The 26,100-nt window shown below is 63.5% G+C and carries 22 protein-coding genes and 1 riboswitch; of the genes, 14 read left to right on the top strand and 8 right to left on the bottom strand.

Annotated elements, in window-relative coordinates:
• Positions 1 to 75: 75 nt before the first annotated feature.
• The 3 genes from Q6E04_RS06105 (at position 76) to Q6E04_RS06095 (ending at position 3,484) form a co-directional block, all read left to right on the top strand.
• Positions 76 to 702 carry an adenylate kinase gene (locus Q6E04_RS06105; protein WP_303249922.1) on the top strand — a complete coding sequence of 209 codons (627 nt, stop codon included), beginning with the start codon at positions 76 to 78 and terminating at the stop codon, positions 700 to 702.
• Between the two features lie 163 nt (positions 703 to 865).
• Positions 866 to 3,031: a cytochrome C oxidase Cbb3 gene (locus Q6E04_RS06100; protein ID WP_303249921.1), complete on the top strand. Its 2,166-nt coding sequence runs from the start codon at positions 866 to 868 to the stop codon at positions 3,029 to 3,031.
• Positions 3,032 to 3,094: 63 nt separating this feature from the next.
• Positions 3,095 to 3,484: a GtrA family protein gene (locus Q6E04_RS06095; RefSeq protein WP_303249920.1), complete on the top strand. Its 390-nt coding sequence runs from the start codon at positions 3,095 to 3,097 to the stop codon at positions 3,482 to 3,484.
• Between the two features lie 108 nt (positions 3,485 to 3,592).
• Here Q6E04_RS06095 and Q6E04_RS06090 read toward each other — a convergent pair whose 3' ends face one another.
• Positions 3,593 to 3,799: a hypothetical protein gene (locus Q6E04_RS06090; protein ID WP_123198125.1), complete on the bottom strand. Its 207-nt coding sequence runs from the start codon at positions 3,797 to 3,799 to the stop codon at positions 3,593 to 3,595.
• Between the two features lie 514 nt (positions 3,800 to 4,313).
• Between Q6E04_RS06090 and Q6E04_RS06085 the strand changes: the two genes are divergently transcribed.
• Together Q6E04_RS06085 and Q6E04_RS06080 are read left to right on the top strand one after the other, a co-directional pair.
• Positions 4,314 to 6,065, top strand: a complete 1,752-nt coding sequence (locus Q6E04_RS06085; protein WP_303249919.1) for a phospho-sugar mutase — start codon at positions 4,314 to 4,316, stop codon at positions 6,063 to 6,065.
• A 95-nt stretch (positions 6,066 to 6,160) separates the two neighbouring features.
• On the top strand, positions 6,161 to 6,610 hold the full coding sequence (locus Q6E04_RS06080) for a YhcH/YjgK/YiaL family protein (protein WP_303249918.1): 450 nt from the start codon (positions 6,161 to 6,163) through the stop codon (positions 6,608 to 6,610).
• Between the two features lie 185 nt (positions 6,611 to 6,795).
• On the opposite strand, the gene Q6E04_RS06075 is transcribed toward Q6E04_RS06080, so the two are convergent.
• Complete coding sequence (locus tag Q6E04_RS06075; protein WP_303249917.1) at positions 6,796 to 7,317, bottom strand: VanZ family protein; 522 nt, start codon at positions 7,315 to 7,317, stop codon at positions 6,796 to 6,798.
• Between the two features lie 143 nt (positions 7,318 to 7,460).
• On the opposite strand from Q6E04_RS06075, the gene sppA reads away from it, so the two are divergent.
• The 3 genes from sppA to Q6E04_RS06060 all read left to right on the top strand — a co-directional run bounded on the left by sppA (position 7,461) and on the right by Q6E04_RS06060 (position 11,976).
• On the top strand, positions 7,461 to 8,615 hold the full coding sequence (sppA, locus tag Q6E04_RS06070; protein WP_303249916.1) for a signal peptide peptidase SppA: 1,155 nt from the start codon (positions 7,461 to 7,463) through the stop codon (positions 8,613 to 8,615).
• Positions 8,612 to 10,633, top strand: a complete 2,022-nt coding sequence (locus Q6E04_RS06065; RefSeq protein ID WP_303249915.1) for a class I tRNA ligase family protein — start codon at positions 8,612 to 8,614, stop codon at positions 10,631 to 10,633. Before sppA ends, Q6E04_RS06065 begins: the two co-directional genes overlap by 4 nt.
• Positions 10,634 to 10,902: 269 nt before the next feature.
• Positions 10,903 to 11,976: a site-2 protease family protein gene (locus Q6E04_RS06060; protein ID WP_303249914.1), complete on the top strand. Its 1,074-nt coding sequence runs from the start codon at positions 10,903 to 10,905 to the stop codon at positions 11,974 to 11,976.
• A gap of 92 nt (positions 11,977 to 12,068) precedes the next feature.
• Here Q6E04_RS06060 and Q6E04_RS06055 read toward each other — a convergent pair whose 3' ends face one another.
• Complete coding sequence (locus Q6E04_RS06055) at positions 12,069 to 12,605, bottom strand: GNAT family N-acetyltransferase (RefSeq protein WP_303249913.1); 537 nt, start codon at positions 12,603 to 12,605, stop codon at positions 12,069 to 12,071.
• Between the two features lie 61 nt (positions 12,606 to 12,666).
• A complete protein-coding gene (gene selD / locus Q6E04_RS06050) occupies positions 12,667 to 13,749 on the bottom strand; it encodes a selenide, water dikinase SelD (RefSeq protein ID WP_303249912.1) in 1,083 nt (360 codons plus the stop codon).
• Positions 13,750 to 14,023: 274 nt separating this feature from the next.
• Here selD and Q6E04_RS06045 point away from each other — a divergent pair, with 274 nt between their 5' ends.
• On the top strand, positions 14,024 to 14,869 hold the full coding sequence (locus tag Q6E04_RS06045; protein WP_303249911.1) for a formate/nitrite transporter family protein: 846 nt from the start codon (positions 14,024 to 14,026) through the stop codon (positions 14,867 to 14,869).
• 42 nt (positions 14,870 to 14,911) lie between these two features.
• The gene (gene fdhD, locus Q6E04_RS06040; protein WP_303249910.1) at positions 14,912 to 15,835 is read left to right on the top strand and encodes a formate dehydrogenase accessory sulfurtransferase FdhD; all 924 of its coding nucleotides are present in this window, start codon (positions 14,912 to 14,914) and stop codon (positions 15,833 to 15,835) included.
• Between the two features lie 73 nt (positions 15,836 to 15,908).
• Here fdhD and Q6E04_RS06035 read toward each other — a convergent pair whose 3' ends face one another.
• From Q6E04_RS06035 to Q6E04_RS06020, 4 genes are all read right to left on the bottom strand, one after another.
• Positions 15,909 to 16,319, bottom strand: a complete 411-nt coding sequence (locus tag Q6E04_RS06035; RefSeq protein ID WP_303249909.1) for a pyridoxamine 5'-phosphate oxidase family protein — start codon at positions 16,317 to 16,319, stop codon at positions 15,909 to 15,911.
• Between the two features lie 91 nt (positions 16,320 to 16,410).
• On the bottom strand, positions 16,411 to 17,211 hold the full coding sequence (locus tag Q6E04_RS06030; RefSeq protein ID WP_303249908.1) for an energy-coupling factor transporter transmembrane protein EcfT: 801 nt from the start codon (positions 17,209 to 17,211) through the stop codon (positions 16,411 to 16,413).
• Entirely contained in the window at positions 17,208 to 19,016 is a 1,809-nt protein-coding gene (locus Q6E04_RS06025) for an energy-coupling factor transporter ATPase (protein WP_303249907.1), read from the bottom strand. The genes Q6E04_RS06030 and Q6E04_RS06025 overlap by 4 nt, the downstream gene beginning before the upstream one ends.
• 116 nt (positions 19,017 to 19,132) lie before the next feature.
• Complete coding sequence (locus Q6E04_RS06020) at positions 19,133 to 19,732, bottom strand: ECF transporter S component (RefSeq protein WP_303249906.1); 600 nt, start codon at positions 19,730 to 19,732, stop codon at positions 19,133 to 19,135.
• Positions 19,733 to 19,876: 144 nt separating this feature from the next.
• Positions 19,877 to 20,036, bottom strand: a riboswitch (FMN riboswitch).
• A gap of 357 nt (positions 20,037 to 20,393) precedes the next feature.
• Between Q6E04_RS06020 and Q6E04_RS06015 the strand changes: the two genes are divergently transcribed.
• The 4 genes from Q6E04_RS06015 to Q6E04_RS06000 form a co-directional block, all read left to right on the top strand.
• Positions 20,394 to 21,812: a sodium:alanine symporter family protein gene (locus Q6E04_RS06015; RefSeq protein ID WP_303249905.1), complete on the top strand. Its 1,419-nt coding sequence runs from the start codon at positions 20,394 to 20,396 to the stop codon at positions 21,810 to 21,812.
• 238 nt (positions 21,813 to 22,050) lie between these two features.
• On the top strand, positions 22,051 to 22,767 hold the full coding sequence (locus Q6E04_RS06010) for an anaerobic ribonucleoside-triphosphate reductase activating protein (RefSeq protein ID WP_303249904.1): 717 nt from the start codon (positions 22,051 to 22,053) through the stop codon (positions 22,765 to 22,767).
• 245 nt (positions 22,768 to 23,012) lie between these two features.
• Entirely contained in the window at positions 23,013 to 25,547 is a 2,535-nt protein-coding gene (locus Q6E04_RS06005) for a ribonucleoside triphosphate reductase (protein WP_303249903.1), read from the top strand.
• A 228-nt stretch (positions 25,548 to 25,775) separates the two neighbouring features.
• Positions 25,776 to 26,100: alanine:cation symporter family protein (locus Q6E04_RS06000; RefSeq protein WP_303249902.1), on the top strand; the 325-nt coding region annotated here is incomplete at its 3' end.

Genomic DNA, 26,100 nt, shown 5'->3' with positions numbered 1-26,100 from the left:
CTTGCCGTCGCACGGTTTCTTCCGTCGGAACGCACTGTTACAATGGAGCCACCGTTTTAACGAAAGGAAGTTCGTATGAACATCGTATTGTTGGGCGCCCCGGGCGCTGGCAAGGGAACCCAGGCCGCCAAGCTGGTCGAGGAGTTCGGCACGCCGCATATCTCCACGGGCGACATCCTGCGCGCCGCCGTGAAGAACCAGACCGAGCTCGGCAAGAAGGCGAAGTCGTTCATGGACGCGGGCGACCTCGTTCCCGACAGCCTGATCATCGACCTGATGAACGAGCGCCTGCAGGAGCCCGACGCCAAGGTCGGCTTCATCCTGGACGGCTTCCCCCGCACCACCGCGCAGGCCGTCGCTCTTGACGACATGCTCGCCCGTCTCGAGCGTCCGCTCGACGGCGCGCTGCTCGTCGACGTCGACCCCGAGGTCATCGTGAAGCGCCTGACCGCTCGCCGCTGCTGCAAGGATTGCGGCTACATCGGCTCCGACGCTGACGCTTCCTGCCCCAAGTGCGGCGGCGAAATGTACCAGCGCGACGACGACAACGAGGCCACGGTTCGCAACCGCCTCGACGTCTACGAGAAGAGCACCTCTCCCTTGATCGACTACTACAAGGGCAAGGCGCTGCTCAAGGCGGTCGACGGCGATCGTCCGGTCGACGAGGTCTATGCCGATGTGAAGGCTCTGCTGAGCCTGTAGGCTTGCTGGAATGGAGCCGCCGATTCTTTCGTGCGGTATCGTTTCGGTCAGGGGGAGACGCTGTCTCCCCCTGTTTTGTTTTCTCGGATGCACGGCGTTCGCATCGTGTCGTGCCTGTGCTCGCAAGGCGTTCGCCCGCAAGTTGTCGGCTATAATGTCCGTCATGCGTGAATTCATGACACTGCTGCGAGAATTCGTGGCCACCCATCATCCCGAACTGCGCCGTTTCGTGAAAACGGCGTGCATCATCGTGCTTTGCGCCGTGGTGCTGGAAACCTTCGTCTTCAATTTCAATCATTGGCGCAGCCTCACGTGGGAGGCCGTGACGCTCGACTCCCAGATCGACCTGCCTGAAACGCCCGACGGGCGCTATCGGATATCGACGGTCGACAACGATATAGAATTCGAGCATCTCGGCGTGAAGGTGCACAACCTGCGGCTCGATTTCAGCTGGAACCAGGGGGCGCAAAACGTTCCGGTGAAGATCTGGTTCACCGACGATGCCCATTCCACTTATTTCGACGACACCGAATATACTTCGGGCGTGCCCGTGGCCTACGTGGCCACCAATTGCGACGAAAGCGAATATCTCAACCTGAATTCGTCGGGCGAGATCGGCAAGCTGCGCATCCAGTTCGGCGGCGACAAGACGGTCTATCCGCTGTATCTGGACGGCGTGTCCATCAACGCGCCCGAGCCGTTCTCGTTCAGCATGCTGCGCCTTTTGGCCGCGATCGCCGTCATGACGTTCGTCTACGCCTTCCGTCCGCGAAGCGGCCTGTACCGCATCTACATCAAAGAACATCCGCACCGCTCTAAGATCGCCGCCATCGGCGTCGCCGCCGTCGAAATCTGGCTGTGCTCGTCGTTTTTGCTCATGGGCTCCAACCTGGTCGGCGTGGCCACGTCGTCGTATAACTCGGGTTCGTGGGACGGCGTGAGCATCGTGAACACCTTCGAAGTGGGCGGCGATAACGCCCAGCAGTACGCCGAGCTGGCCAAGAGCATGGCCGACGGTAAGTTCTATCTGGAAGAAGAGCCGCCGAACTGGCTGCAGAATATGGAAGACCCCTACGACCGCGGCGCCCGCGACCAGCTGGTCAAGGAAACAGGCGAGAACTATCTGTGGGACGTGGCGTATTACGACGGCCATTACTACGTGTATTTCGGCGTGGTGCCGGTGGTATTGTTCTATCTGCCGTTCTATCTTGCCACGGGAGCCAATTTCCCCACGGCGATCGGCGTTCTCATAGGCATGATCGCGTTCATCGCGGGCGTTTCGGCGCTGCTCGACCGATTCGCGCGCTACCATTTCAAGCGCGTGAGCGTGGGGCTGTACCTGCTGCTGCAGATGGCCGTGGTGGGTTGCAGCGGCGCGTTGTATCTGCTGAAGTTCCCGACGTTTTATTCGCTGCCTATCATGCTGGCATTGGCGTTTTCGGTCTGGGGCCTTTATTTCTGGATGCTCGGCCGCGCCCATCGCCGGCCCGAGCTGCTCTATCTTGCGGGGTCGCTGTGCATGGCGCTCGTGGTGGGCTGCCGACCGCAATTCGTCATGCTGAGCTTTTTGGCCTTCCCGCTGTTCTGGCGGCCGTTCATCACCGAGGGCCACATCAGGACGGCTGCGGGCATGCGTCAGTTCATCTGCCTGATTGCGCCGTATGCCGTCGTGCTGGCCGGCATCATGTGGTACAACTACGCTCGCTTCGGGTCGCTATTCGATTTCGGCGCCAACTACAACCTGACGGTCAACGACATGACCAAGCGCGGCATGGCCGTGGGCCGCATCGCGCCGGCGTTGTTCGCCTATTTCTTCCAGCCGCCCTCGGCTACGGGCGTGTTCCCGTACCTGCAGGCGACGCCGTTCGATACCACCTATCTCGGACAGACCGTCAAAGAGGCCACGTTCGGCGGCATCTTCGCATGCCTGCCGGTGCTGTGGATCCTGCCGTTCGCGGGCACGGCGCTACGTATGCGCGTCAGCCAGCGCAAGACCCGCACGATAGCGGGCGTCGTCGGCGTGCTTTTGGCGTCGGGCGTGATTATCGGCATCGCCGATGCGGAGGTGGCGGGCATCCTGCAGCGTTATTTCGCCGACTTCAGCATCATGTTCCTTATGGCCGCGGTGCTTGTGATATTCATCCTCAACGAGAACATGGCCCCTGGCAGCGCCTTGCATGTGCTTATGCTGCGGGTGCTTCCCGTGGCGGTGTTCGTCGGCCTGGCTTACATGGTGCTTCTGTGCCTGACCGCCGAATCGGGTTGGTGGAGCCAGGCGTATCCGTGGGCGTACCAATCGCTTCTGGAAACGTTCCAGTTCTGGACGTAAGGCGCCGCCTGCGCGGCGTTTCCGCGCCTGTCCGATGAATATCCGCGATGATGAAAGGTCGTTATGAAGAAGCTGTTCGCCCAGTTCATGAAATTCGGCGTGGTGGGAGCGCTGGCGTTTTGCATCGATTACGGCCTTCTGGCGCTTCTGACCGAAGTATTCGGCGTGAACTACCTGGTCAGCGCCACGATATCGTTCACGGTGTCGGTGGTGTTCAATTACCTGGCGTCGATGCGCTACGTGTTCACGCACAAAGAGGATATGAGCCGCCGCCGCGAGTTCGTCATCTTCATCATCCTGTCGGTGATCGGCCTATTGATCAATAACGTCTGCATGTGGGCGGGCGTCGAGCTTCTGGGCGTGCATTACCTGATCGTGAAGATCGCGGCCACGGCTATCGTCATGGTGTGGAATTTCGTCACGCGCAAGATCTTCCTCGATGCAGGCGAATAGGCCGTCTTTATAAAAAACGGGCCCCGACCGTGAAGGTTCGGGGCCCGTGGAGGAAGTGGTCCGGGTTGAAAAGAGCGCGTCGCAGAAGGCGGCTCTTTGCGACTTTGCTTAGGCGAAGGTCTTGCCCGCCATGCGGAAGATGTCCTTGTACAGGCTCGGACGCGTCATGACCTTGCGTTTCGTGCTCATGTCGCAGCCTGCACCGCGGCCTTGCGCGTCGGTGAGGTACTCGGGCTGATGCGCTTCGATGGCGTGGCCGACCTGCTGGGAGACTTCCCAAGCGTTTGCTTTCGCGGCGATGAAATAGGCATTCATGGGAATGCCTCCTTTCTTATTCGAGGCGTCCTATGCTCGTTCGCCGGGGCGCGGTCCCGACGTTGTGGCCAAGATACCACGGTTCCTCGAAAAAAGGCGATAATTTCTATCTGATTTAACATTTGTCAATGAATTCACAAAGCTAATCGGCATATGGAAAGACGTTGCCGGCAAACGGTCTTTTTATAGCTGACGTGCGCTTTCTTTTGGCTTGCATCGCGCCTTCCCGAATCGATTCCTGCGTTGGAAAATGTTTCCGCCACGCGTCGGGGCGTGCCCATGCCCTCACCGAACGACTTTCTCGCGTTGCGTGGTTTTGGCATCAGCGGCACTTTCGGGGATGCGTGCAGCACGGGATGGCGCCTGCGGCGGGGAGGCGCGTCGCCGCGCTTGTCTCTTTGTCATGCGTTTTCTGGTCTGCTCAGAGAGTCATTGGTAGAATCGGAAAATCGTATCGAGGCGCTTTCGGGGGATTTGTCTCTCGTGGGCGCGACCACGGCAGGGGGGATGGAATATGAGCGAAATCGACGTGCGCGCTGCCCTTGCGCACTGGAGCGAATGCGTGGCGGACGACGAGCTTTCCGCAGAGCTCGCGCGGCTTTCGGAGGCCGACGATGCTGCGGTAGCCGATGCATTCTTCCAAGATCTTGAATTCGGCACGGCGGGCCTGCGCGGCGTGATCGGGGCCGGCACCAACCGCATGAACGTCTACACCGTGGCGCGCGCCACCCAGGGTTTGGCGGAGCACCTCAACGCTCGCTTCGAAAATCCCAGCGTGGCCATCGCGCGCGACTCGCGCCACAAAGGCGAGCTGTTCGTGCACACGGCCGCGAGCGTGCTTGCCGCCAACGGAATCCGCTGCCTGGCGTATCCGCGCGTCGAGCCCACGCCCGCGCTTTCGTTCGCCGTGCGCGACCTGGGCTGCAGCGCCGGCATCAACATGACCGCGAGCCATAATCCGGCCGCCTACAACGGCTACAAAGTCTATGGCTTCGACGGCTGCCAGATCACCAGCGAGGCCGCGGCCGACATCTCGGCGCGCATCGCACGCCTGGGCTATTTCGAAGCCGACGGCGCCTGTGCGAAGACGGTCGATTTCGACCGTGCCGTCGCCGAGGGGCTGGTGGAAGAAATCGACGACGACACGCTGGAGCGTTTCGTCGAGGCGGTGCTGGCGCAGTCGCAGGAAACGCCCGAGCAGATGCAGCGTCCGCTGGAAGTGGTGTACACGCCGCTGTGCGGCACGGGCCTGGAATGCGTGAGCGACGCGCTGGGCCGCATCGGCATCGATAACCTTGACGTGGTGGCGGGGCAGGGCGAGCCTGACGGCGATTTCCCCACGTGCGAATACCCTAATCCCGAAGAGCGTGCCGCTCTGGAGGCCGGCATCGCCCGCTGCCGCGAACGCGCGGCGCAGGGCGCGGCCCCCGACCTGCTGCTGGCGACCGACCCCGATGCCGACCGCGTGGGTGTGGCCTGCGAAGACGGCGACGACTACACGCTGATCACGGGCAACGAGATGGGCATCCTGCTCATGGACTATCTGGCGCGCATGCGTGCCGAGCGCGGCGAGGACCTTGCGCGCTGCATCGCGGTGACCACGATCGTGTCGTCGGCGATGGCCGATGACGTGGCGCGCGCCCACGGTTTCGAGCTGCGTCGTACCCTGACGGGCTTCAAATACATCGGCGAGCAGATCGGTCTGCTCGAGGCGGCGGGCGAAGCCGACCGGTTCATGTTCGGTTTCGAGGAGAGCTACGGATATCTGGCGGGCACGCACGTGCGCGATAAAGACGCCGTGGTGGCGAGCATGCTCATCTGCCAGATGGCGCGCTTCTATCGCGAGCAGGGCATGAACCTGGTCCAGGCCCTGCTCGCGCTCTACGAGCGCTACGGCTACTGCCTGAACCGCACCATCTCGCTGAGCTATCCCGGCGCAGACGGCGCCCGCAAGATGGCAGACCTCATGGCGGCTCTGCGCGCCCAGGCTCCTGCATCGGTGGCGGGCCGCGCCGTGTTGCGCGCGACCGACTACGCTCAGGGAGCCGTTATGCCCGTGGTGGGCGGCTCGGGCGAAGAACCCGCCCAGCTTCCTGCGGCGAACGTGGTCGAGCTTGCGCTCGAAGGCGATTGCAAGGTCATCGTGCGCCCGAGCGGCACCGAGCCCAAGATCAAGGCCTATCTGTTCGCGAAGGCGGATGCCCGCGAAGACGCGCTCGCACTGCTCGACGCTCTCGACGCGGCCGCCCGCGCGATGCTCGCCTAGGCGGAAAACGATGGTGGGCGGAGCGTCGTTTCTATGCTCCGTCTTTTAGAAGGATCGACGCCGCACCCGATGCGGCCCGAAGAAAGGAAATACCGATGCTGTTCGGACATATCGATACGGCGAGCCTTGACGAATGCGCCCACGAAGGCGTGCGCCGCGCCGTCGCCTACGCTAAAGAGCACGACTTGAGCGTGCTCGAACCCGGCAGGCACGACATCGACGGCGACGCGCTGTTCGTCAACGTATGCGCTTACGAGACGCGTGCGTTCGAGGACTGCCGCTTCGAGGCCCATCGCCGCTACATCGACGTGCAGATGGTGCTCGAGGGCGAGGAGCGCATCGACGTGCAGTTCATCGACCGTCTGGACGCCGAGCCCTTCGACGAAGAAGCCGATAACATGTTCCTCGACGGCGAAGCGGCCGCGTCGGTCGTCATGACGCCCGGCACGTTCGTGGCGGTCTTTCCGTGCGACGGTCACAAGCCCGGTATCGCGGTCAGCGATTCGGCGCCGGTGAAAAAGGCCGTCTTCAAGGTTCTGGTCTAGCGGGTGTTCGGCGGGCGGCGGGGCGATGGTCCTGCCGCCCGCCGCGTATCGGCGCTTCGGCCGCGCATCCTGCGCGCCTGCGATTGCAGGCGAACGGGGGGCGGCCGAAGCGTTTTCGTATTTTGGGGGCCGTTCGCCGCCGGCCGTCGCGGCACGCGTCCGTGCCGGCGGTGCGTTCGCGGCGCCTATCGGTCGGTCGATGCGCGCGTGCGTGCCGAGCGGCGGGCTGCAAGGGCGCTTACGACGATGGCGCCGATACAGGCGGCGACGGTGTCGACCGCCCAGTCGGCGGGGTCGCACGAGCGCAGGGGCACGAAAATCTGGTGTATTTCGTCGGTTATGCCGTAGAGGCTCGCGGCGATGCTTGCGATCGCGGCCGCCCGTCGCGGCGCGACATGCAGGCGCAGCGCGTTGGCGAGCACGCAGCCGAACAGCAGATATTCCGCGAAATGCCCGATGGGGGACACGTCCACCGGATGCCCTGCAGCCGCCGAAAGCATCTCGGCGAGCCAGGCTTTCGCGGCCGACAGAAGGCCCGATCCCGTATCCAAGGCAACGCCGTCTTTGGCGCTCATGGCGAAGATCAGCGCCGCCACGACGGCCACGGCGGCCCACGAGGCCGCGACGAACGCCTTCGACCTGCCGTCTCGGCAGCCGGGCGAGAGGGCGCCTTGAGGCGCGATATCGGGTGTATCGGATGATTTCATGGCAGGTGATTGTAGCAAAACCATGGCTCTCGCCTCGGCCTGAAACGCTTTACGCTACCATGGTCTGCATCGTGATCGCGCGCTTCGCCGAGCAGGCGTTCGGGCTTGCTTCGTTTCGGCGCATCGATAGAAGGAGGGTTCGCATGACGGACCAGAACAAGGCCCAGGGCGCCGCTTCCACGCCGCCCCAGGCTCCCGGATCGACCCAGCCGCCTTGCGGGCAGCCGGCCAGGCCTCAATCGCAGGTTTACGCCGGTCAGGTTCCGCCGCAGCAGTCGTATTCCCAGCCTTATGCGCAGCAGCAATACGCCTCGCAGCCCTATGCGGCCATGCCGTACGCCGCGGCGCCTGCCAAGAAGAGCAAGGCCCCTTGGATCGCGGGCGGCGTGTTCCTGTTCGTCATCGTGTTCATGTTCACCATCGGCGCGCTTTCGTGTTCGCATGTGTATTCCAACGTGATGTCTGCGGGACAGACCGATGCGGCCGCGCTCACTATGGGCGATAGCGTCGGCGTGATCGACGTGGCGGGAACGATCCAGTACGACGGCACGTCGTGCAGCCCCGAGGGTTTGCGCGAACTGCTGCAGCAGGCCGAAGACAATCCCGACATCAAGGCCGTCGTGCTGCGCGTCGACTCGGGCGGCGGCGTGGCCACGGCGGGCGAGGAGATGGCGGCCTATGTGCGCGATTTCTCCAAGCCGGTGGTGGTGTCGAGCGCCTCGATGAACTGTAGCGCCGCGTATGAGATTTCCAGCCAGGCCGACTACATCTTCGTGAACGAGACCACGGCTATCGGGGCTATCGGAACCATCATGCAAGTCACCGATTTATCGGGTCTGATGGATATGCTGGGCATTTCGGTGGATAATATCGCTTCGGCCGATTCCAAGGATTCCAGCTACGGCACGCGTCCTTTGACCGACGAGGAGCGCGCGTATTACCAAGAGCTCGTCGACACGATCAACGAGACGTTCATTCGCAACGTGGCCGAAGGCCGCGGCATGTCGGTCGACGAGGTGCGCGCCCTTGCGACGGGCATGCAATTCGCCGGCAGTCGAGCCGTCGAAAACGGCCTGGCAGACGAGGTAGGCATCTATGACGACGCTCTCGACAAGGCCGCCGAGCTGGGCGGAATCGAATACGACGCCTATGAAGGCGCTCCGTCTTACGACGTGGTGCAGCTGACGCCTTCTTCGGCCGACTTGGGCGCATTGATGGATTTGTTCGGTTCTTCGGAGTCTTCCCAGGCCGTCGAAGAGCTGATCGGGTTGTTGAAACAGGAAGGTGTTCTTTCGTGAGTTATCTGAGCACGGTATCTTGGCCGAAGCGCGCCGTGGTGACGGCGGGCATGCCGTACGGCAACAAGAAGCTTCATTTCGGGCACGTCGCCGGCGTGTTCGTTCCCGCCGACGCCTACGCGCGCTTCCTGCGCGACCGCTTGGGCGCCGAAAACGTCCTGTTCGTTTCGGGCACCGACTGCTTCGGCTCTCCCATCCAGGAGGGCTATCGCAAAGCCTGCGCCGCTTGCGAGGACGGTTTCGAGGGCGATATCCGCGATTACGTGCAGCGCAACCACGACGCGCAGAAGGCGACGCTCGACGCCTACGACATCTCGCTTTCCATCTATGAGGGAAGCGGCATGGGCCGCGCGGGCGAAGTGCACCAGCAGGTCACCGACGCCGTGCTGCGCCGCCTGCATGAAAACGGCCACCTGAAGACGATGGAGACCCTGCAGTTCTACGATGCGAAGGCCGGCGCGTTTCTGAACGGCCGCCAAGTGCTGGGCCATTGCCCCGTGCAGGGCTGCAAGTCGGAAAAGGCCTACGCAGACGAGTGCGAACTGGGCCACCAGTTCAACCCCGAAGACCTCATCGCGCCGGTGTCCACGCTGACGGGCGAGGTTCCCGAAATGCGTCCTGTGCGCAACTGGTATTTCGACCTGCCCAATTTCCGCACGCAGCTGCAAGAACATGCCACACGCCTCGAAGCCGACGAGGAAGTGCGTCCCGTCGTGGTGAAGGGCGCCAAGGAATTCCTGGTGCCGCCTGTCATGTACATCAAAAACGAGCTCGAGGAGGATTACCGCGCGATCGCCGATAAGCTTCCCGCGCATACGTTCCACGAAGCCGAAAAGGGCAAGCAGTCCTTCGAAATCGAATTCGAAAGCATCGAGGACCGCGATACGGCCCGCGACGTGCTGTTCGAGGCGGGCGTGCGTTTCCGCACGGGCAAGGCTTTGGTGCCGTTCCGTATTTCCGGCAACGTGGAATGGGGCGTGAAAGTTCCCGAGATGGACGGCGTGGAAGGCCTGACCGTATGGTGCTGGCCCGAAAGCCTGTGGGCGCCGATCAGCTTCAGCGCCACGGCGCTGGAAGAGCGCGGAGAAAGCCTGGAGGCCGTGCGCGACTGGTGGTGCTCTTCCGATGCTTGCGTCTATCAGTTCATCGGCCAGGACAACCTGTATTTCTACGGCGTGGCCCAGCCTGCGTTGTGGGTCGGTCTCGAGGACGGCAACGCCATGCAGGCCGAGCCTGCCGAGGGCCAGCTGCAGCAGACGCGCCTGATCGCGAACCATCATATCCTGCTCGGCAAGCATAAAGCCTCGTCCTCGGGCGCGGTCAAGCCGCCTTCGGCAGACGACCTGCTCGAGCATTACACGGTCGAACAGCTGCGCGCGCACTGGCTTGGTCTGGGTCTCGATCAGAAATCGGTCGGTTTCAAGCCCAAGCCGTTCGATCCGGACGAGCAGAAGCGCACCGACCCGCGTGTGGCCGATCCGGTGCTCAAAGAAGGGGCGCTGCTCACCAACGTGTTCAATCGTCTGGCGCGCAGCTGCTTCTACGAGGCGCAGAAGAGCTTCGGCGGCTTCATGCCCCTGGGCTCGCCGAGTCCTGCCGTGATCGAGCGCGCGCATGAGGCCATGGCCGAATACGAGCGCATCATGCACCGCGCCGAGCTGCATTCGATCATGACGCTGCTCGACGACTTCGTGCGTTGGTCGCAGAAGCGGTGGGCCGACGGCATCAAGGCCGCCGATACCGCCGACGACGCCGATGCGCGCCGCCAGGTTCTTCTGGACAGCTTCTATCTGCTGCGCGTCTGCGCGCTGCTCATGCATCCCGTGGCGCCTGCCGGCTGCGAGAAGATCGCCTTCCATCTGAACCTTCCCGTCGAGCGCGTATTCTCGTGGAACGAAGCGTTCGAGAACATGGACGAGCTGTGCGCCGAGGACGAGCGTGCGGCAGGCCGTCACGCCGTGGTGGAGCTTCCGCCGCGCACCGACTTCTTCGAAAAGCACCCGAGCCAGTTCAAATAGGCTTTTCGAAAACCGATTCCCAGCGCCCCGGGCATATGCGCCCGGGGCGTTTTCGTGCGCATGGACCCTTGCCGTGCCGCGCGATCCCTACGCCGTGCGACGCAGCGGGGCGTTTCGTTGCGTTTTGTTTGCGCGTTTCGTGCCCATGACGTCTTCGCGCGCGGCTGTGCGTCGGGCGAGCCGGTATAAACGCAGGCGAAAGAGACGCGTGCGGCCGCCGTCTGCGTCGCGGCCGCGCTTCATGAGATATTGCGAGAAGGATTCCTCCCATGGATATCGTGATGATGATTCTGTACCTGGCCATCGTGCTTTCGGTGCTCGTGTTCGTGCACGAGGGCGGCCACTACCTGGCGGCGCGTGCGTTCGGCGTGCGCGTGACCGAGTTCATGATCGGCTTTCCCGGCCCCAGCGTCGGGTTCACCTGGCGCGGTACGCGCTTCGGCGTGACGGCGGTGCCGCTGGGCGGTTATGCCAAAGTGTGCGGCATGGAGCCGGGCCCCGAAAATCCGTATATCGAAGGCGCGCTCGCTTTCGCCTACAAGCATGGCACCGTGTATGCCGACGACTTGGCCGAAGAGATGGGAATCACCATCCAGGAGGCGTGCGACGTGCTTTACGTGCTGGAAGACTGGGGCTGTCTGACGGGTCCGAAGAAAGAAGACGAGCATAATATCTTTCGCACCCGCGCGTACAAGAACAAGAAGCGCGGCATCGACCTGGCCGAAGGCATGCCGCGCGAGTTCTCCGACGCGCACGAGCTGTATCTGTCCGAACGAGCGCAGACGTATCGCGCGCTGCCGTTTTGGAAGCGTTCGGTCATCCTGCTGGCCGGCGTGTTCATGAATCTGCTGGTGGCCATCGTGCTGCTGGTGGTGGCGTTTTCGGTGATCGGCGTCGACATCGTGGACGAGGCGGGCGTCATCCAGCAGCATATCGTGCTCACGCCCATCGAGGCCGTCCAGGGCGGCGTGAGCTACATCGTGCTGGTGGCGCAAGCCGTGGCGGGACTGTTCAATCCGCAGACCGCCGCCGAAACGGTGTCGGGCTCCACGTCGATCATGGGCATGGCCGTCATGTCGAAGATGTACGCCGATGCGGGCCTCGCCATGTTCCTCCAGTTCATGGCTATGATTTCGGTGTCGCTCGGCATCATGAACCTGCTGCCGATCCCGCCCCTCGACGGCGGTCGCTTCGTAATCGAGATTTTCCAGAAGATTTCGCGTAAGGCGGTGGGCTACAAGGCCATGAATTATATGAGCATCGCGGGCATGGCGCTGTTCATAGGATTTTTCATCATCATGCTGAACCAAGACATCCAGCGCTTCATTTTCGGTAACTGGTAGCACAGGGTTCGCGCCATAAGAGAAAACGGCCGCGGGTCGGCTCGTCGCATTCGACGTGCCGCCTGCGGCCGTTTTTTCGCGATGCGAGAAAGCTAGGGACGGGGCTTTTCGAGCGGGCATTCGTAGAGCACCGCGTCGAACGTGCCGTCGGGATAGGTGAGCGCGGCGTCTGCGACGCGCACGAACCCTTCCGATTCGTAGAGTTTTTGCGCCGGCAGGTTGTCGGGCAGGATATCCAGGCGAACGCAGCGTCGGCCGTCCTTTCGCGCAACGTCGAGCGCGCCTTTCAGCAAGGCTCGTGCAAGCCCTTTTCCCTGCAGGCGGGGAAGGGTGCATAGCACGTGGATGACGGCGGCCTCGTCGGCCGTCGCATCGGTCGGCCACGGGGCGCCTTCGTAGCCTTGCGCGCCGCCCGAGTCAAGCACCAAGGCCCCTGCGAGCTCGCCTTCGTATTCGCATACGATGAGCTGGCCGTGCTCGACCGCCTGCTTCAAAAACGCATCGCTCGGATGGTTTTCGCGGTTCCAGTGCGGATCGAAGGCGGAATGCGCCATGTCGGCGACCATTTCATCATAAAGCGCGGCCACCTGTTCGAATTCTTCGGGGCGCGCGATGCGTACGCATGTCATGTTCTCCTCCATTTCTCGGCAGTCGTCGGTTTTCAGGCGCCGTGCCGGGCGCTGTCGTCGGTCAATCGATCAATGAAATCGTACCGGCCGGGCCTTCTGTAATCGCGCCGATGCGGCAAGCGGGCCTTCCTGCGCGTCGTTCGAATTCGCAGGCGAACTCGTCGGCCTTATCGGGCGGAATGGCCGCCAGGATGCCGCCCGAGGTCTGTGGGTCGCACAGCACCGCCATGCGGTTGTCGTACTCTTCGTCCGAAAGCTCGCCCTGCGCGATGTAGCGCTCCGCCAGGTCCATGATCGCAAAGGCGCGGTTGGGCCTGCAGTAGGCGCAGGCGTTGTCCCACGCGCCCTCGAATATCGGTAGCGCGTTCCAGGAGATTTCGGCGGCGTATCCGCTTGCCGCGAGCATTTCGTGCAGATGGCCCGCGAAACCGAATCCGGTCACGTCGGTGGCGGCATGGGCTCCTGCGGCCTTCATGGCTTCGGCCGCATGCAGGTTCAGTTCGGCCATGGCGTCGGTCACGGCCCGCATGGCGTCGTCGTCGGCCAGGCCCACCGAGCGAGCCGCGACCATGATGCCCGTGCCCAGCGGCTTGGTCAGAAACAGCACGTCGCCAGGCCGCGCTCCGGCGTTGCGCACGATGCGGTCGGGATGCACGGTCCCGAACACGGTCAGGCCGTATTTAGGCTCCGCATCGTCGATCGTGTGGCCGCCGGCCACGAAGGCGCCGGCTTCGCGCACGGTATCGGCGCCGCCGCGCAGGATTTCGGCCGCCACTTCGCATCCCAAGGCGCTGTCGAGCGCCAGCATGTTAAGCGCTACATGGGGCCTTGCTCCCATGGCGAACACGTCCGAAAGCGAATTGGCCGCCGCGATCCGCCCGAACAGGTACGGGTCGTCTACGATGGGCGTGAAGAAATCCACGGTAAGCACCGCCGCGGTGTCGTCGTCGATTCGCCAGACCGCCGCGTCGTCGCTCGTCTCGAAGCCGAGCAGCAGCCTGTCTGCGTCGGCGGGAAGAAGGTCGTGCGCGCTGCGCTGCGCGAGCGCGGCAAGCACGTCGTCGAGGTCGCCCGGACCCCATTTCGCCGCTCAACCGCCGCGCGATGTCAGCTGCGTCAGCCTGATGCGTTCTTTCTCGCTCATGGTGTCTCCGTTCGTTTCGGTCGGCGGCGCCGCGCCGTCGTGCGTTTATGTAAGTATACGACGCGAGCGCGGCCGCCATCCGCCGATGCGGGCCCTCTCGTCGCCATGTAATCCGCGCCGACTGCGAATTCGCCCGGTTCGTCGAATGCGGCATGGGGTACCGTGGTGGTTCCAGGCTCGTCCGACGCGTCCGGGCGTGTCTGCGACGCGTCGCCGCGCGCATCGTATCGGTCGTCCGCATTGCGCGGGCATAAGAGGAAGGGAGATTCCATCCATGGCGGTTCTGGACGATTCCGAAGTGAAGGCCGTGAGGCCGGACGCTCTGACGCCGGCCGAAATCGAAGCGAAGGCCGAAGCCGTCGCGATAGGGAAAACCAAGACGCCGGTGGCGAAACTGCTCGTGCTGTCCATGCTGGCGGGTGCGTTCATCGCCTTCGGCGCCTTGTATTTCTGCGTGTTCCTCGGCGACCCCTCCATCCCCTTCGCCGTTCAGCGCGTCGTCGGCGGCCTGTGCTTCAGCCTGGGCCTGGTGCTGGTGCTCTGCTGCGGCGCCGAGCTGTTCACCGGCAACATGCTTATGGTGTGCGCGTTGGCGAGCAAGAAGATCACGCTGGGTGCCATGGCGAAGAACTGGGCGCTCGTGTGGCTCGGCAACCTGGCGGGCGCGCTGGTCGCCGTCGCTCTGGTGTATTTCGCGCATATCGGCGACATGAACGGCGGCGCGGTGGGAGGCGCCATGATTTCGGTGGCGGTGTCGAAGGTGACGCCCGATTGGATCACGCTGTTCTTCAAGGGCATCCTGTGCAATATCTTCGTGTGTCTGGCGGTCTGGATCGGCTTCGGCGCGCGCACGGTGGTCGACAAGGTCATCGGCATCCTGCTTCCCATCTCGGCTTTCGTGGCCTGCGGTTTCGAGCACTGCGTGGCTAATATGTTCTTCCTGCCCATGGGTCTGCTCGCCAAAAGCACGGGCTACGCGTCGACCGTCGATGCCTCGGCGCTCGATTTCAGCAGCATCTTCTACAATGTCTCGGCCGCAACGCTGGGCAACATCGTGGGCGGCGCGCTGTTCGTGGGCCTGGCGTATTGGTTCGTCTTCCACGCGAAGAAGGAAAACTAGACGGTTCGCGGCCGCGCGCCGCGGCCATGGAAGACGGGTCTTATGAATCGGGAGGTCGATGTGGCCGAAAAGAAGTTCGTTGCATTCGATGGCGAAGAACGCCGAAGGCACGAGGCATCGGTGCGTTCGGTTCCCGAATGCGTGCGCTATGACGTGCACGGGCTGCATATGCGGGACGAAACGGTGGCGGTCGAGATTCCTGTGCTGCTGTTTTGCAACGGCGTGTGCCTGAATGCGCTGTCGTGCACGCCGGTCGATCTGGTCGACCTGGCGTACGGCGCGCTGTTTTCGGCCGGGGTCGTCGATGCCGCCTCCGACATCGCATCGGTGGAGATAGGCGGCACGGCGGATGCGCCTATCGTGGATGTCGCGTTGCGCGAGGGGCTTTCTGCATCCGAATCGGCCATGAGGCTGAGCCCTCTGTCGGACTGCCCTCGCTCGTTGTGCGACCAGGGCGTTCCGTCCTATTTTCCTGCCCGTATGGTGCATGTGGGCCCGTCGCGTCCGTTTCCAGCGGAGGCTATCACGCGCGCTGCCAATGCCCTGCGCGATAAGCAGGGCATGCATCAGGCCACGGGTGCCACGCATGCGGCGGCGTTCGTGTCGCGCGGGGGCGATTTCCTTATGCTGCGCGAGGATGTGGGACGCCATAACGCGCTCGACAAGCTGATCGGCGCTTTGCTGCGCGCGGGGGCCGATCCGCAGGAGGGTTTCGTGTTCCTTTCGAGCCGTTGCGCGCTCGAGCTGGTCAGCAAGGCGGCTCGTTTCGGCGTTGGCCTGGTCGCCACGGTTTCCGCGCCCACGTCGGCGGTGCTCGAGTTCGCCGCTCAGGCCGATGTCGCATTGGCGGCGTTCGCCCGCGACGACCGCTTCACCGTGTACACGCATCCCGAACGCATCGCGTTCGATGCCTCGTGCGATCGCGAGCCTGAAGGCGAATGCGTCGCATGCAGGGCGTCTGCATAGCTGAAATACATCCTAAAACGAACGAAGGCGGCCCGATATGGACCGCCTTCGTTCGTTCCAAAGGTTCGCGTGCTTACAGCTCGATGGGCTTCCACTCGTCGTGGTCGCAAATCCAGGCCTGGGGATCTTCGACGCTGAAGAACACGAGCGTCTCGTCGTCGGGTCCTTCGTAGTGCTCGCCCAGGCTTTCCAGATGCTCGTAGCCTGCGCGGCGCATGGCGTCGCCCGCTTCGTCTTTCAGGCCCGCCTTGCCGCGCAGGATGAGCCAGCCGTGGCCGGGCCACCAGGACGTGGCCTCGAAGCGCTGGTTTTCCAGAAGCTCCTGCCAGACGTCTTTGGTCGTTGCCGTGCAAAACCAGATCTTGCCGTGCTCTTCGGCGGCGAAGCTGAACGGGCGCACGTGGGGCTGCCCGTCGACGCTGGTGGCCAGATACCACGCGGGCACGGCGTTGAGGTACTGCAGGATCGTTTCGTTTCCAGTCATGGCTGCTCCTTTCCAGGGGGCGTATCGGTCGGCGTCGCGCGCCGATTCGTGCGAGTTGTCGTGCGACGCGCATACGGCGCGCAAATGCGGGCTACAGCACCAGGTGGGCGCAGGCGGCAAGCGCGATCAGCACGGCCATGACGCCTGCTGCCGCCGCGTCGCGCGCAGCGAAGGCCAGCGGATGCAGGCGGGTGCGCCCGTCGGCGCCGTGATAACAGCGGGCATCCATAGCCGCGGCAAGGGTTTCGGCGCGTCGAAACGCGCTCGAGAACAGCGGCACCACGAGCGAGGAAAGCATGCGGATCCCGCGCGAAGGGCTGTTCGCGAACCCTGCGCCGCGGCTGATCTGCGCTCGATAGACGGCGACGAGCTCGTCGGCGAACTGCGGCATGAAACGCAGCGCTATGCCCAGTATCATGCCCAGCTCGTGGGCCGGCAGCCCGATGCGCGCGAACGGCGCCAGCAGACGCTCGAACGCTTCGGTCAGGTCGATGGTCGTGGTGGTCATGGTGACCAGGCTCATACCCGCCATCATGAGGAACAGCCTGGCGGCGATGAAGGCGCACGAATACACGCCCGCTTCGCTGATGCGTACGATCCACCACTGGAACAAGACGTCGCCGCCTTGCACGAGGAACAGGTTGAGCGCGGAGGCAAGCACCACGATGACCAGCAGCGGAGCGATCGAGCGTGCCGCCGATCCGAAGGGGATGCGTGCAAGCAGATAAAACCCCGCCACGAATGCGGCCACCACGGCAAGCCCCGCGAAATCGCGCGCTAGAAGCGCCGCCGCGATCAGCGCGATGCCCGCGAGCAGCTTGGTGCGCGGGTCCAGGCGGTGCAAGACGCTTTCGCCCTGGTAATAGCTGCCGAAGGAAAACGCCGAATTCATCGTGCACCGCCCTTGCATGCGGAAACGACGGCCGCGGCCAGTTCGTCTTCGGTGTACAGGGAGGAGAAGGCTTCGGGCATGCCCAGGTCGCGCAGGGAAAGCGCCATGCGCCGCGCCGCGGGAAGGCCCAGCCCGATGGCGTCGAGTTCTCCGTCGAGCGAGAATACCTCTCGCGGTGTGCCTTGCGCGAACATCTCGCCTTCCTTCAGCACGATGATGCGCTGGCAGAGCGTCGACAGGTCGTCCATGCTGTGAGACACCATGACCACGGTCAGGCCCGCTTCGGCGTGCAGTCTGGCCACGAGCCCCAGGAATTCCTTGCGCGCCGCCGGATCCAATCCTGCCGTGGGCTCGTCGAGAACGAGCACTTCGGGGTCCATGGCGAGCACTCCCGCGAAGGCCACGCGGCGCTGTTGTCCGCCCGAAAGCTCGAAGGGGCTCATGTCGCCGACCGCTTCGCGGTCAAGGCCTACCAGCGCAAGCGCCGATGCCACGCGCTCGTCCACCTCGCCGGTGGAAAGGCCCAGGTTGCGCGGGCCGAACGCCACGTCGTCGTACACGGTGGCCGCGAACAGCTGGCGCTCGGGGTATTGAAACACCACGCCCACCTTCGCGCGCGCCGCGGTGGCTTCTTTTTTATCGGCGATGTCGCGTCCGTTCACCAATACGCGTCCCTGCGTGGGCTTGAGGATGCCGTTCATATGCTGGATGAGCGTCGATTTGCCCGATCCGGTATGGCCTGCGATGCCTACGAACTCGCCCGCGCCGATCGTGAAATCGATATCGTGCAGCGCCCACACGGCATTGGGGTCGTTGCCCCATGCGGCGGTCTTTTCCTTTTTGCGGCCGCGGTTCTTCTTGGCCTTCGAGGAATCGAGGTAGGTGTGGCTGACGTGCTCGAACGCGATGACGGGCGTTCCGTCGGGCGCGCAAGCGTGCGCGGCGTCGCGGCATGCGCAGGGTTCGGCCTGCACGACGGGGCGGCCGAATGCGTCAGCGCGCTGCGCGATGGCGCGGGCCAGGTCGTGTTCGCGAATGCACACGGGCACGTCCACGCCCTCGGCGCGCAGGCGCTCGGAAAGCTCGCATGCGAAGGGAACCTCGAGGTTCAGATGCGCCAGCTTCTCGGTTTGCATCAGCACGTCGGCGGGCGCCCCGTCGAGTGCCACGCGTCCGCCGTCGAACACCACCACGCGATCGGCCTCGGCGGCTTCTTCCATGAAGTGGGTGATGGCCACCACGGTCATGCCGCGTTCGTGGAGCGCCTTGCATACGCGCATGAGGCCGCGCCTGCCTCGCGGGTCGAGCATCGAAGACGCCTCGTCCAAAATGATGATCTTCGGCTCCATGGCCAGCGCGCCCGCAATGGCGACGCGTTGCTTCTGGCCGCCCGAAAGCGCGTTGGTTTCGTGCGTCTCGAATCCGACCAGGCCCACCTCGGAAAGCGCCTCGCGCACGCGTCGAGCTATATCGGGCGTTTCGACGCCGAGATTCTCGGGCCCGAACGCCACGTCGTCTTCTACCAACGATGCGACCAGCTGGTCGTCGGGGTTTTGAAACACCATGCCGGCCGTCGACCTGATGGCGTAGAGCGATTCTTCGTCGGCGGTGTCCATGCCGTCGACCGTCATAGCGCCTTCGTCGGGCACGAGCAGGGCGTTGATATGCTTGGCGAAGGTCGATTTCCCGCTTCCGTTGCCGCCCAGGATGCAGACGAATTCGCCTTGGGCTATGCGGATGCTGACGTCGGAGAGCACGAAGCGCTCGCCGTCGTAGGTGAAGCTCATATGTTCGCAGTCGATCATCGTGGTTCGTTTCTTCTCGAGACGGTTCGAAATCGCGTCCGCCGGTCGAGGCGGCCGCGGAAGGCGGATGCGGCGCCCTTCATGCAAGCCCCGCATCCGTGCCGTTGCGCCGAATGTTAGGACCTCGTAGCGGCAGGGCGTCCTTTGACCTGGTCTTTTTTGGGCGTGATAAGGTTGGATACGGCTTTATACACTACCATGGTGAGCACGGAGTTCAGAATGGTCTTCACCAGATTGAACGGCACCAGGGCGGGAAGGATCATGGGAGCGATCGCATCGACGCTTCCATACCAGAACCAGACGCCGATCGTCAGGTTGGCAATGATGGCTCCTGCCACCGCCGCCGCGCTGCCGAGCACCAGGCCCGCCACGGCGCCCTTGAACGTATGGACGCGGCGATAGACGAAGGCCGCGGGAACGACGAAGCACAGCGTGGCGACGATGTTCATCATCGAGCCGACCCATTCGCCCAGCACGAGGCCGTGGATGACGGCGGCCAGGGCGCCGACGACGAAGCCCGCGCCCGGCCCGAACGCGAAGCCGCATACCATGGCAGGCATGAGCGAGGGGTCGTAGGTGAGGAACGTGAGCCCTGGAATAAGGGGGATCTGCACGAACGAGAACAGCGCGGAGATGGCGCACATGAGCGCCATGGTGACGAGCTGGCGCGTGCTCCATCGGTTGGTGTTTTTCACGGGTTTCTTCGATGCTGCCATGACGGCCTCTTTTCTGCGAGGCGAATGCCGTTCGGAATTGCTTCTTGCCTCGCGAAAAAGAAACAAGCCCGTATGAATTCCAATACGGGCTTGTCATTCGCATGAAAACGGTTCCGGTCCATGCCGGAGCGTTATATCGTGCGAACTCTGCCTCTTCCATCCGGACTGTGACCGTTGGTCTCGGATTCTCACCGAATCAGCCCGATTCGACCGAAGGCCGGATCGGGGTCGCGGACTTCCGGGAGCGCTGCGCGCCGCGCCGGTTACCGCCAGTGGGGAATTTCGCCCCGCCCTGAAACAGAATTCATGGCTGGCATTGTAGCACCTTGAACGGCGGCGCGCCTTCGGTGTACGGCCGGAGTTGCGAATTCGGGTGAAAACCATGCGATCGTCCCCGATCGAAAGGCCGATCCTATCGATCGGGCCGCAGCCGTTTTCGCGTCTGCGCACGTCTTCGTATTGCGCGCAGGGGCCGTCGACCGAGCGCGAATGCGATTTTATAAATTCGGCGAACGGTTTTATATGCACGGTCAAACGCCTTTTACCTGTCCGACTTCTGTTTTTATGCGCCGAGTTCGGTTTTGATTCACTTCTCATGCAGGTTGAACGGCGGTCAGGCGTACAATGCATCGCTACGGATCAACCGGGGGAAGGCTGTTATATGGACATTGTCGGCATACTCAATCAGATCGATGCCGTCGTGTGGGGCCCGCTCATGATCGCGCTGCTGCTGGGCTCCCATATCTTTCTGACCATTCGTACGGGATTCATCCAGCGCAAGCTGCCTCAGGCCATCAAGATGTCCGTCGTCAAGGACGAGGACAGCGAAGGCGACGTGAGCCAGTTCGGCGCGCTCGTCACCGCTTTGGCGGGTACGATCGGCACGGGCTCCATCGTGGGCGTGGCCACCGCTATCATCGCCGGCGGCCCGGGCGCGGTGTTTTGGATGTGGCTTACGGGCGTGTTCGGCATCGCCACGAAGTACTCCGAGGTCTACGCCGCGGTGAAGTATCGCGTCAAAGACCATAAGGGCGAAATGCTCGGCGGCGCCATGTATGCGTGGGAACGCGCGTTCAAGCGCAAGGACGGATCTGTTCCGTGGTGGGCCAAGCTGGGTGCCGTATCGTTCGCCTTGTTCGCGATCGTCGCCACCATCGGCACCGGTTCGGCCGTGCAGTCGGCCGCCATGACCGGCATCATCGAATCCAATTTCCCGGGCATCCCCGAGTGGCTGATCGCCCTCGTGATCGCCGTTTTGGTGTCGCTCGTCATCTTCGGCGGCGTGAAGACGGTCTCTACCGTGTGCGAGAAGCTGGTGCCTTTCATGGCCATCGCCTATACCGTGGGCTGCTTCGTGATCATGGCATATAACTGGCAATACATCGGCCCTGCGTTCGCGCTTATCTTCGAGTGCGCCTTCACCGCGAAGGCCGCGTTCGGCGGCGCCGTGGGCAGCGGCATCATGGTGGCGCTGCAGTTCGGATGCGCGCGCGGTCTGTTCTCCAACGAGAGCGGCTTGGGTTCGGCCCCCATCGTGGCCGCCGCCGCCGCGACGAAAAACCCCGCTCGCCAGGCGCTCGTCGCCATGACCGGCACGTTCTGGTCTACCGTGGTCATCTGCGCCATCACCGGCATCGTGCTGGTGTCCACGCTGCTCGCCAACCCCGGCATCATCGAGGGAGGCGGCATCAAGGAGGGCGCGGCGCTCGCCAGCGCGGCTTTCGCCACCATTCCGTACCTGGGAACGCCCATCTTGGTGATCGGCATGATCAGCTTCGCGTATTCCACCATCTTGGGCTGGAGCTACTACGGCAATCGTTGCGCCACGTATTTGTTCGGCCGCAAGGCTATCCGTCCTTACCAGATCTTGTATGTGGTCGTGGGCTTTCTCGGCGCGATCGGCGTGGGCGACGTGGTGTGGACCGTCTCCGACATCGGCAACGCCCTCATGGCCATCCCCAACATCATCATGGTGCTGCTGCTTTCGGGCATGATCGCCCGTGAGACCAAGCATTATGTCTACGAAGGCCATCTTGACGAGGCGTACGAGGAAGAAATCCCGGTCATCGAGGCCAAGTAGCGCGTCTTTTCGGCATCGTTTCGAACCTCCCGTTTTCAGCCGCTTGCCGGCCGAAGGCGGGAGGTTTTTTTGCGTTGCGGCCCGATGCGTCTTGCGGCGGTGGGCGGGCGCGTCGTGTCGGGATGGGGTTTCGCGGCGCCGAGCGCGGACGACGCAGAGCCGCATGCGGATCGCGCCGGCTTCGTGCAGCGGGCGCGGGGTTATATGGAACGAAACGGCCGCGCGGAAAGGGGAGCTTATGGAAATAGCGGGGCTGCAGAAGCTTTCGCTGGTCGATTATCCGGGCCTTATGGCGGCTACGGTGTTTCTGCCGGGCTGCGACTTCCGCTGCCCGTTCTGCCACAACGCGTCGCTCGTGGCGCCGCAGGGCGGGGCGGGCTTTCCCACGGTGGACGAAGACGCCTTCTGGGCCTTTCTGGAAAAGCGCCGCGGCGTGTTGCAGGGCGTGTGCATCTCGGGCGGCGAGCCCTTGCTGAGGGACGGTCTTGCGCAGCTGTGCGGGCGCATCAAGGAGATGGGCTATCGGGTGAAGCTCGATACCAACGGCGCGCATCCGCAGCGTCTGGCGGCCTTGGTCGATGCCGGCCTGGTCGACTATGCGGCCATGGACGTCAAAGCGAGCCGGGAGCGTTATGCCCAGGCGGCGGGCCTGCGCGATGATGCGGCGCCCGGGGTAGTGCGCGCGGTGCAGGAAAGCGCCCGCCTGCTGATGGAGGGGCCTATCGCCTACGAGTTTCGCACCACCGTGGTGCGCGAGCTCCACGACATGGCGCATCTCGAAGCCATGGCCGACGAGCTGCGCGGCGCGCGGGCGTGGTATCTGCAGCGCTATGCCGATTCGCCAGACGTGCTTGCGGGGCAGGGGGTGCTGAGCGCCTACGACGAAGCCGCCATGGCGCGCATCGTCGAGCGTCTTGTCTCGCGCGCTCCGTTCGTCCGTCTGCGCGGCGTCTAGCCGCCCGCTCGGCGTCCGTCGAAAGCCCTGCGACCGCCCGCGCCGGGTTTCGGCACGTTCCCCGCCGCCGCTTGTCGACGGCGATCGGCAGCCGCGCTTTTCGGCGGACGGCGTTTGCCCAGGTGCGCTCGAATACGGCATAACACCACCATATGTTGTGTTGAAGCAGGAATGATATTGCAAGATATTGAATTCTATTTTCGAGCGCTTATCATCGAGGGCATCAAGAGGGAAAGGCGGGCACCATGTACCAGGTCATCAAGCGCGACGGCGCCGTCGTCGCCTTCGACATCGCGAAGATATCGGCGGCCATCACCAAGGCGTTTCAGGCGTGCGAGAAGAATTACCATCCCACGGTCATCGACATGCTGGCCCTCAACGTGACGGCGCATTTCGAGCAGAGGATCGAAAACGACCTGATCGGCGTCGAGCAGATCCAGGACAGCGTCGAAGAGGTGCTTTCCGAAGCGGGCTATGCCGACGTGGCCAAGGCCTACATTCTGTACCGCCGCCAGCGCGAGAACGTGCGCAATACGCGCGACACGCTGCTCGACTACAAAAAGCTCGTGGACGGCTACCTCAAGATCGAAGACTGGCGCGTGAAAGAGAACGCCACCGTCACGTACTCCGTGGGCGGCTTGATCCTGTCCAACTCGGGCGCGATCACGGCGAACTACTGGCTGTCCGAGGTCTACGATGCCGAAACGGCCCAGGCGCACCGCAACGCCGATATCCATCTTCACGACCTGTCCATGCTGACGGGCTACTGCGCGGGCTGGTCGCTTCGCCAGTTGATCGAAGAGGGCCTGGGCGGCGTGCCCGGCAAGATTTCCTCCAAGCCCGCCAAGCACCTGGCAAGCCTGTGCAACCAGATGGTCAACTTCTTGGGCATCATGCAGAACGAATGGGCGGGCGCCCAGGCGTTTTCGAGCTTCGACACCTATCTGGCTCCGTTCGTGCGCGCGGGCGATCTGAGCTACGAAGAAACCAAGCACTGCGTCGAAAGCTTCGTCTACGGCGTGAACACGCCGAGCCGCTGGGGAACCCAGGCGCCGTTTTCCAACATCACGCTCGATTGGACGTGCCCGCCCGACCTGCGCGACGCGCCCGCCATCGTAGGCGGCGAGCCGCAGGATTTCACCTACGGCGACTGCGCGCGCGAGATGGATATGGTGAACAAGGCGTTCATCGAGGTCATGATCGAAGGCGACGCCGAAGGCCGCGGTTTTCAGTACCCCATTCCCACGTATTCGATCACGCGCGATTTCGACTGGAGCGACACCGAGAACAACCGCCTGCTGTTCGAGATGACCTCGAAGTACGGCACGCCGTATTTCAGCAACTACGTGAACTCCGACATGGAGCCCTCCGACGTGCGGTCTATGTGCTGTCGTCTGCGTCTCGATCTGCGCGAGCTGCGCAAGAAGTCGGGCGGCTATTTCGGCAGCGGAGAGAGCACGGGCAGCGTGGGCGTGGTCACGGTGAACCTGCCGCGCATCGCATACCTTGCCGCCGACGAGGCCGATTTCTACGCACGCCTCGACCATATGATGGATATCGCCGCGCGTTCGCTCAAGACCAAGCGCACCGTGATTTCCCAGCTGCTCGATGCGGGGCTCTATCCGTACACGAAGCGCTATCTGGGCGGGTTCGACAATCACTTCTCCACGATCGGGCTGGTGGGCATGAACGAGGCCGCGCTCAACGCGAGCTGGCTTCGCTGCGATCTGACCGGCTCGCGCGCGCAGGAATTCGCCGCGCAGGTGCTCGATCATATGCGCGATCGTTTGGTGGTGTATCAGGAGCGCTACGGGGATTTGTACAACCTGGAGGCCACGCCCGCCGAAAGCACGTCGTACCGCTTGGCCAAGCATGACAAAGAGCAGTTCCCCGACATCGTGTGCGCGGGCGGGGAGGGCACGCCGTACTACACCAACAGCTCGCATCTGCCGGTGGGCTGCACCGACGACGTGTTCAGCGCGCTCGACGTGCAGGACGACCTGCAGACGCGCTATACCTCGGGCACGGTGTTCCATGCCTTCTTGGGCGAGAAGCTGCCCGATTGGCGCGCTGCGGCGCAGCTGGTGCGCGCGATCGCCGAGAACTACCGCCTGCCGTATTACACGCTTTCGCCCACGTATTCGGTGTGCCGCACCCACGGCTACCTTGCGGGCGAGCAGCGCGCCTGCCCGCAGTGCGGTGCCGAGACCGAGGTATGCAGCCGCATCACGGGCTACTATCGCCCGCTGAAGAACTGGAACGAAGGCAAGGCGCAAGAATACGCCGACCGTACGGAATACGCGCTCGCCACGGCGCATCCTTCCAAGGGGGAAGCCCCCTTCGCGCCCGATGAAGATGCATTGCGCAACGCGCGCGCTGACGAACGCCGCGGCGAAGCCGGTAAAAGCCCCGCGTCCCGCGCCGCTTGCGACGAAGGCGCCCAGGGCGGCCCCGCGGGCACGGTGCCCTCGTTCGGCAAGGCGGCCGAAAACGGCGCGGTCTCTTCGGCCGCATGCGCCCTGACGCCGGGCGCGTATCTGATCACCACGGCCGCCTGCCCGAATTGCCGCAGGGTGAAGCCTCTGCTTTCCGCGGCGGGAATCTCCTATCGCGAGCTGCGTATCGACGAAGACGACCGCGTTCGCGCGCTCGTCGAGAGCCTGGGCGTCATGGCCGCGCCGACGCTTCTGCGCGTGGGCGCCGACGGCTCGACGGATACGGCGGCGGGCATGCCTGCGGTCATGGCCGCCCTTGCCGCGGCCGCGCCGAAACGCGTCTGACTCCTGTACGCGCCGCTTGCCGACGGCAGGCGGCGCGAGGCGTGCTCCGACGCGCGCGAGGCGCCTTTCGCCGTCGAATAGACGCTTTTGCACGCTAAAGCATCGCAGGTAAAGATGCAAAAGGATCTGCATTCGTATAATCATGCGCACTTTCCGGCGCGAGGGGTTTCGCGTCGGTGTTTCTCGCGACGACGCGCCTGCGGGCGCACCATCACGAAGGAGCCGCCCATGGACATCGTCGGTGTGATTAATCTGGTGGACAGCTGGGTATGGGGCCCGCTTACCATCGTTGTCTTGCTGGGATCGCACGTGTATCTGACCATCCGCACGCGTTTCATTCAACGCAAGCTTCCTCAGGCCATCAAACTGTCGGTGACGGCCGACCCCGATGCCGAAGGCGACATCAGCCAGTTCGGCGCGCTGACCACCGCGCTTTCGGCCACGATCGGCACGGGCAACATCATCGGCGTGGCCACCGCGATCATCGCCGGCGGCCCGGGCGCCGTGCTGTGGATGTGGCTCACGGGCGTGTTCGGCATGGCTACCAAGTACT

This window comes from uncultured Slackia sp., from assembly GCF_959608125.1.
GTDB lineage: Bacteria > Actinomycetota > Coriobacteriia > Coriobacteriales > Eggerthellaceae > Slackia.
This window is presented reverse-complemented; position numbering and strand designations above follow the sequence as displayed.

Excerpts from the sequence above, each read along its gene's own strand:
- Q6E04_RS06105 (WP_303249922.1), top strand. The coding sequence starts at position 76 with ATGAACATCGTATTGTTGGGCGCCCCGGGCGCTGGCAAGGGAACCCAG.
- Q6E04_RS06100 (WP_303249921.1), top strand. The coding sequence starts at position 866 with ATGCGTGAATTCATGACACTGCTGCGAGAATTCGTGGCCACCCATCAT.
- Q6E04_RS06095 (WP_303249920.1), top strand. The coding sequence starts at position 3,095 with ATGAAGAAGCTGTTCGCCCAGTTCATGAAATTCGGCGTGGTGGGAGCG.
- Q6E04_RS06090 (WP_123198125.1), bottom strand. The coding sequence starts at position 3,799 with ATGAATGCCTATTTCATCGCCGCGAAAGCAAACGCTTGGGAAGTCTCC.
- Q6E04_RS06085 (WP_303249919.1), top strand. The coding sequence starts at position 4,314 with ATGAGCGAAATCGACGTGCGCGCTGCCCTTGCGCACTGGAGCGAATGC.
- Q6E04_RS06080 (WP_303249918.1), top strand. The coding sequence starts at position 6,161 with ATGCTGTTCGGACATATCGATACGGCGAGCCTTGACGAATGCGCCCAC.
- Q6E04_RS06075 (WP_303249917.1), bottom strand. The coding sequence starts at position 7,317 with ATGAAATCATCCGATACACCCGATATCGCGCCTCAAGGCGCCCTCTCG.
- sppA (WP_303249916.1), top strand. The coding sequence starts at position 7,461 with ATGACGGACCAGAACAAGGCCCAGGGCGCCGCTTCCACGCCGCCCCAG.
- Q6E04_RS06060 (WP_303249914.1), top strand. The coding sequence starts at position 10,903 with ATGGATATCGTGATGATGATTCTGTACCTGGCCATCGTGCTTTCGGTG.
- Q6E04_RS06055 (WP_303249913.1), bottom strand. The coding sequence starts at position 12,605 with ATGACATGCGTACGCATCGCGCGCCCCGAAGAATTCGAACAGGTGGCC.
- Q6E04_RS06045 (WP_303249911.1), top strand. The coding sequence starts at position 14,024 with ATGGCGGTTCTGGACGATTCCGAAGTGAAGGCCGTGAGGCCGGACGCT.
- fdhD (WP_303249910.1), top strand. The coding sequence starts at position 14,912 with ATGAATCGGGAGGTCGATGTGGCCGAAAAGAAGTTCGTTGCATTCGAT.
- Q6E04_RS06035 (WP_303249909.1), bottom strand. The coding sequence starts at position 16,319 with ATGACTGGAAACGAAACGATCCTGCAGTACCTCAACGCCGTGCCCGCG.
- Q6E04_RS06030 (WP_303249908.1), bottom strand. The coding sequence starts at position 17,211 with ATGAATTCGGCGTTTTCCTTCGGCAGCTATTACCAGGGCGAAAGCGTC.
- Q6E04_RS06025 (WP_303249907.1), bottom strand. The coding sequence starts at position 19,016 with ATGATCGACTGCGAACATATGAGCTTCACCTACGACGGCGAGCGCTTC.
- Q6E04_RS06020 (WP_303249906.1), bottom strand. The coding sequence starts at position 19,732 with ATGGCAGCATCGAAGAAACCCGTGAAAAACACCAACCGATGGAGCACG.
- Q6E04_RS06015 (WP_303249905.1), top strand. The coding sequence starts at position 20,394 with ATGGACATTGTCGGCATACTCAATCAGATCGATGCCGTCGTGTGGGGC.
- Q6E04_RS06010 (WP_303249904.1), top strand. The coding sequence starts at position 22,051 with ATGGAAATAGCGGGGCTGCAGAAGCTTTCGCTGGTCGATTATCCGGGC.
- Q6E04_RS06005 (WP_303249903.1), top strand. The coding sequence starts at position 23,013 with ATGTACCAGGTCATCAAGCGCGACGGCGCCGTCGTCGCCTTCGACATC.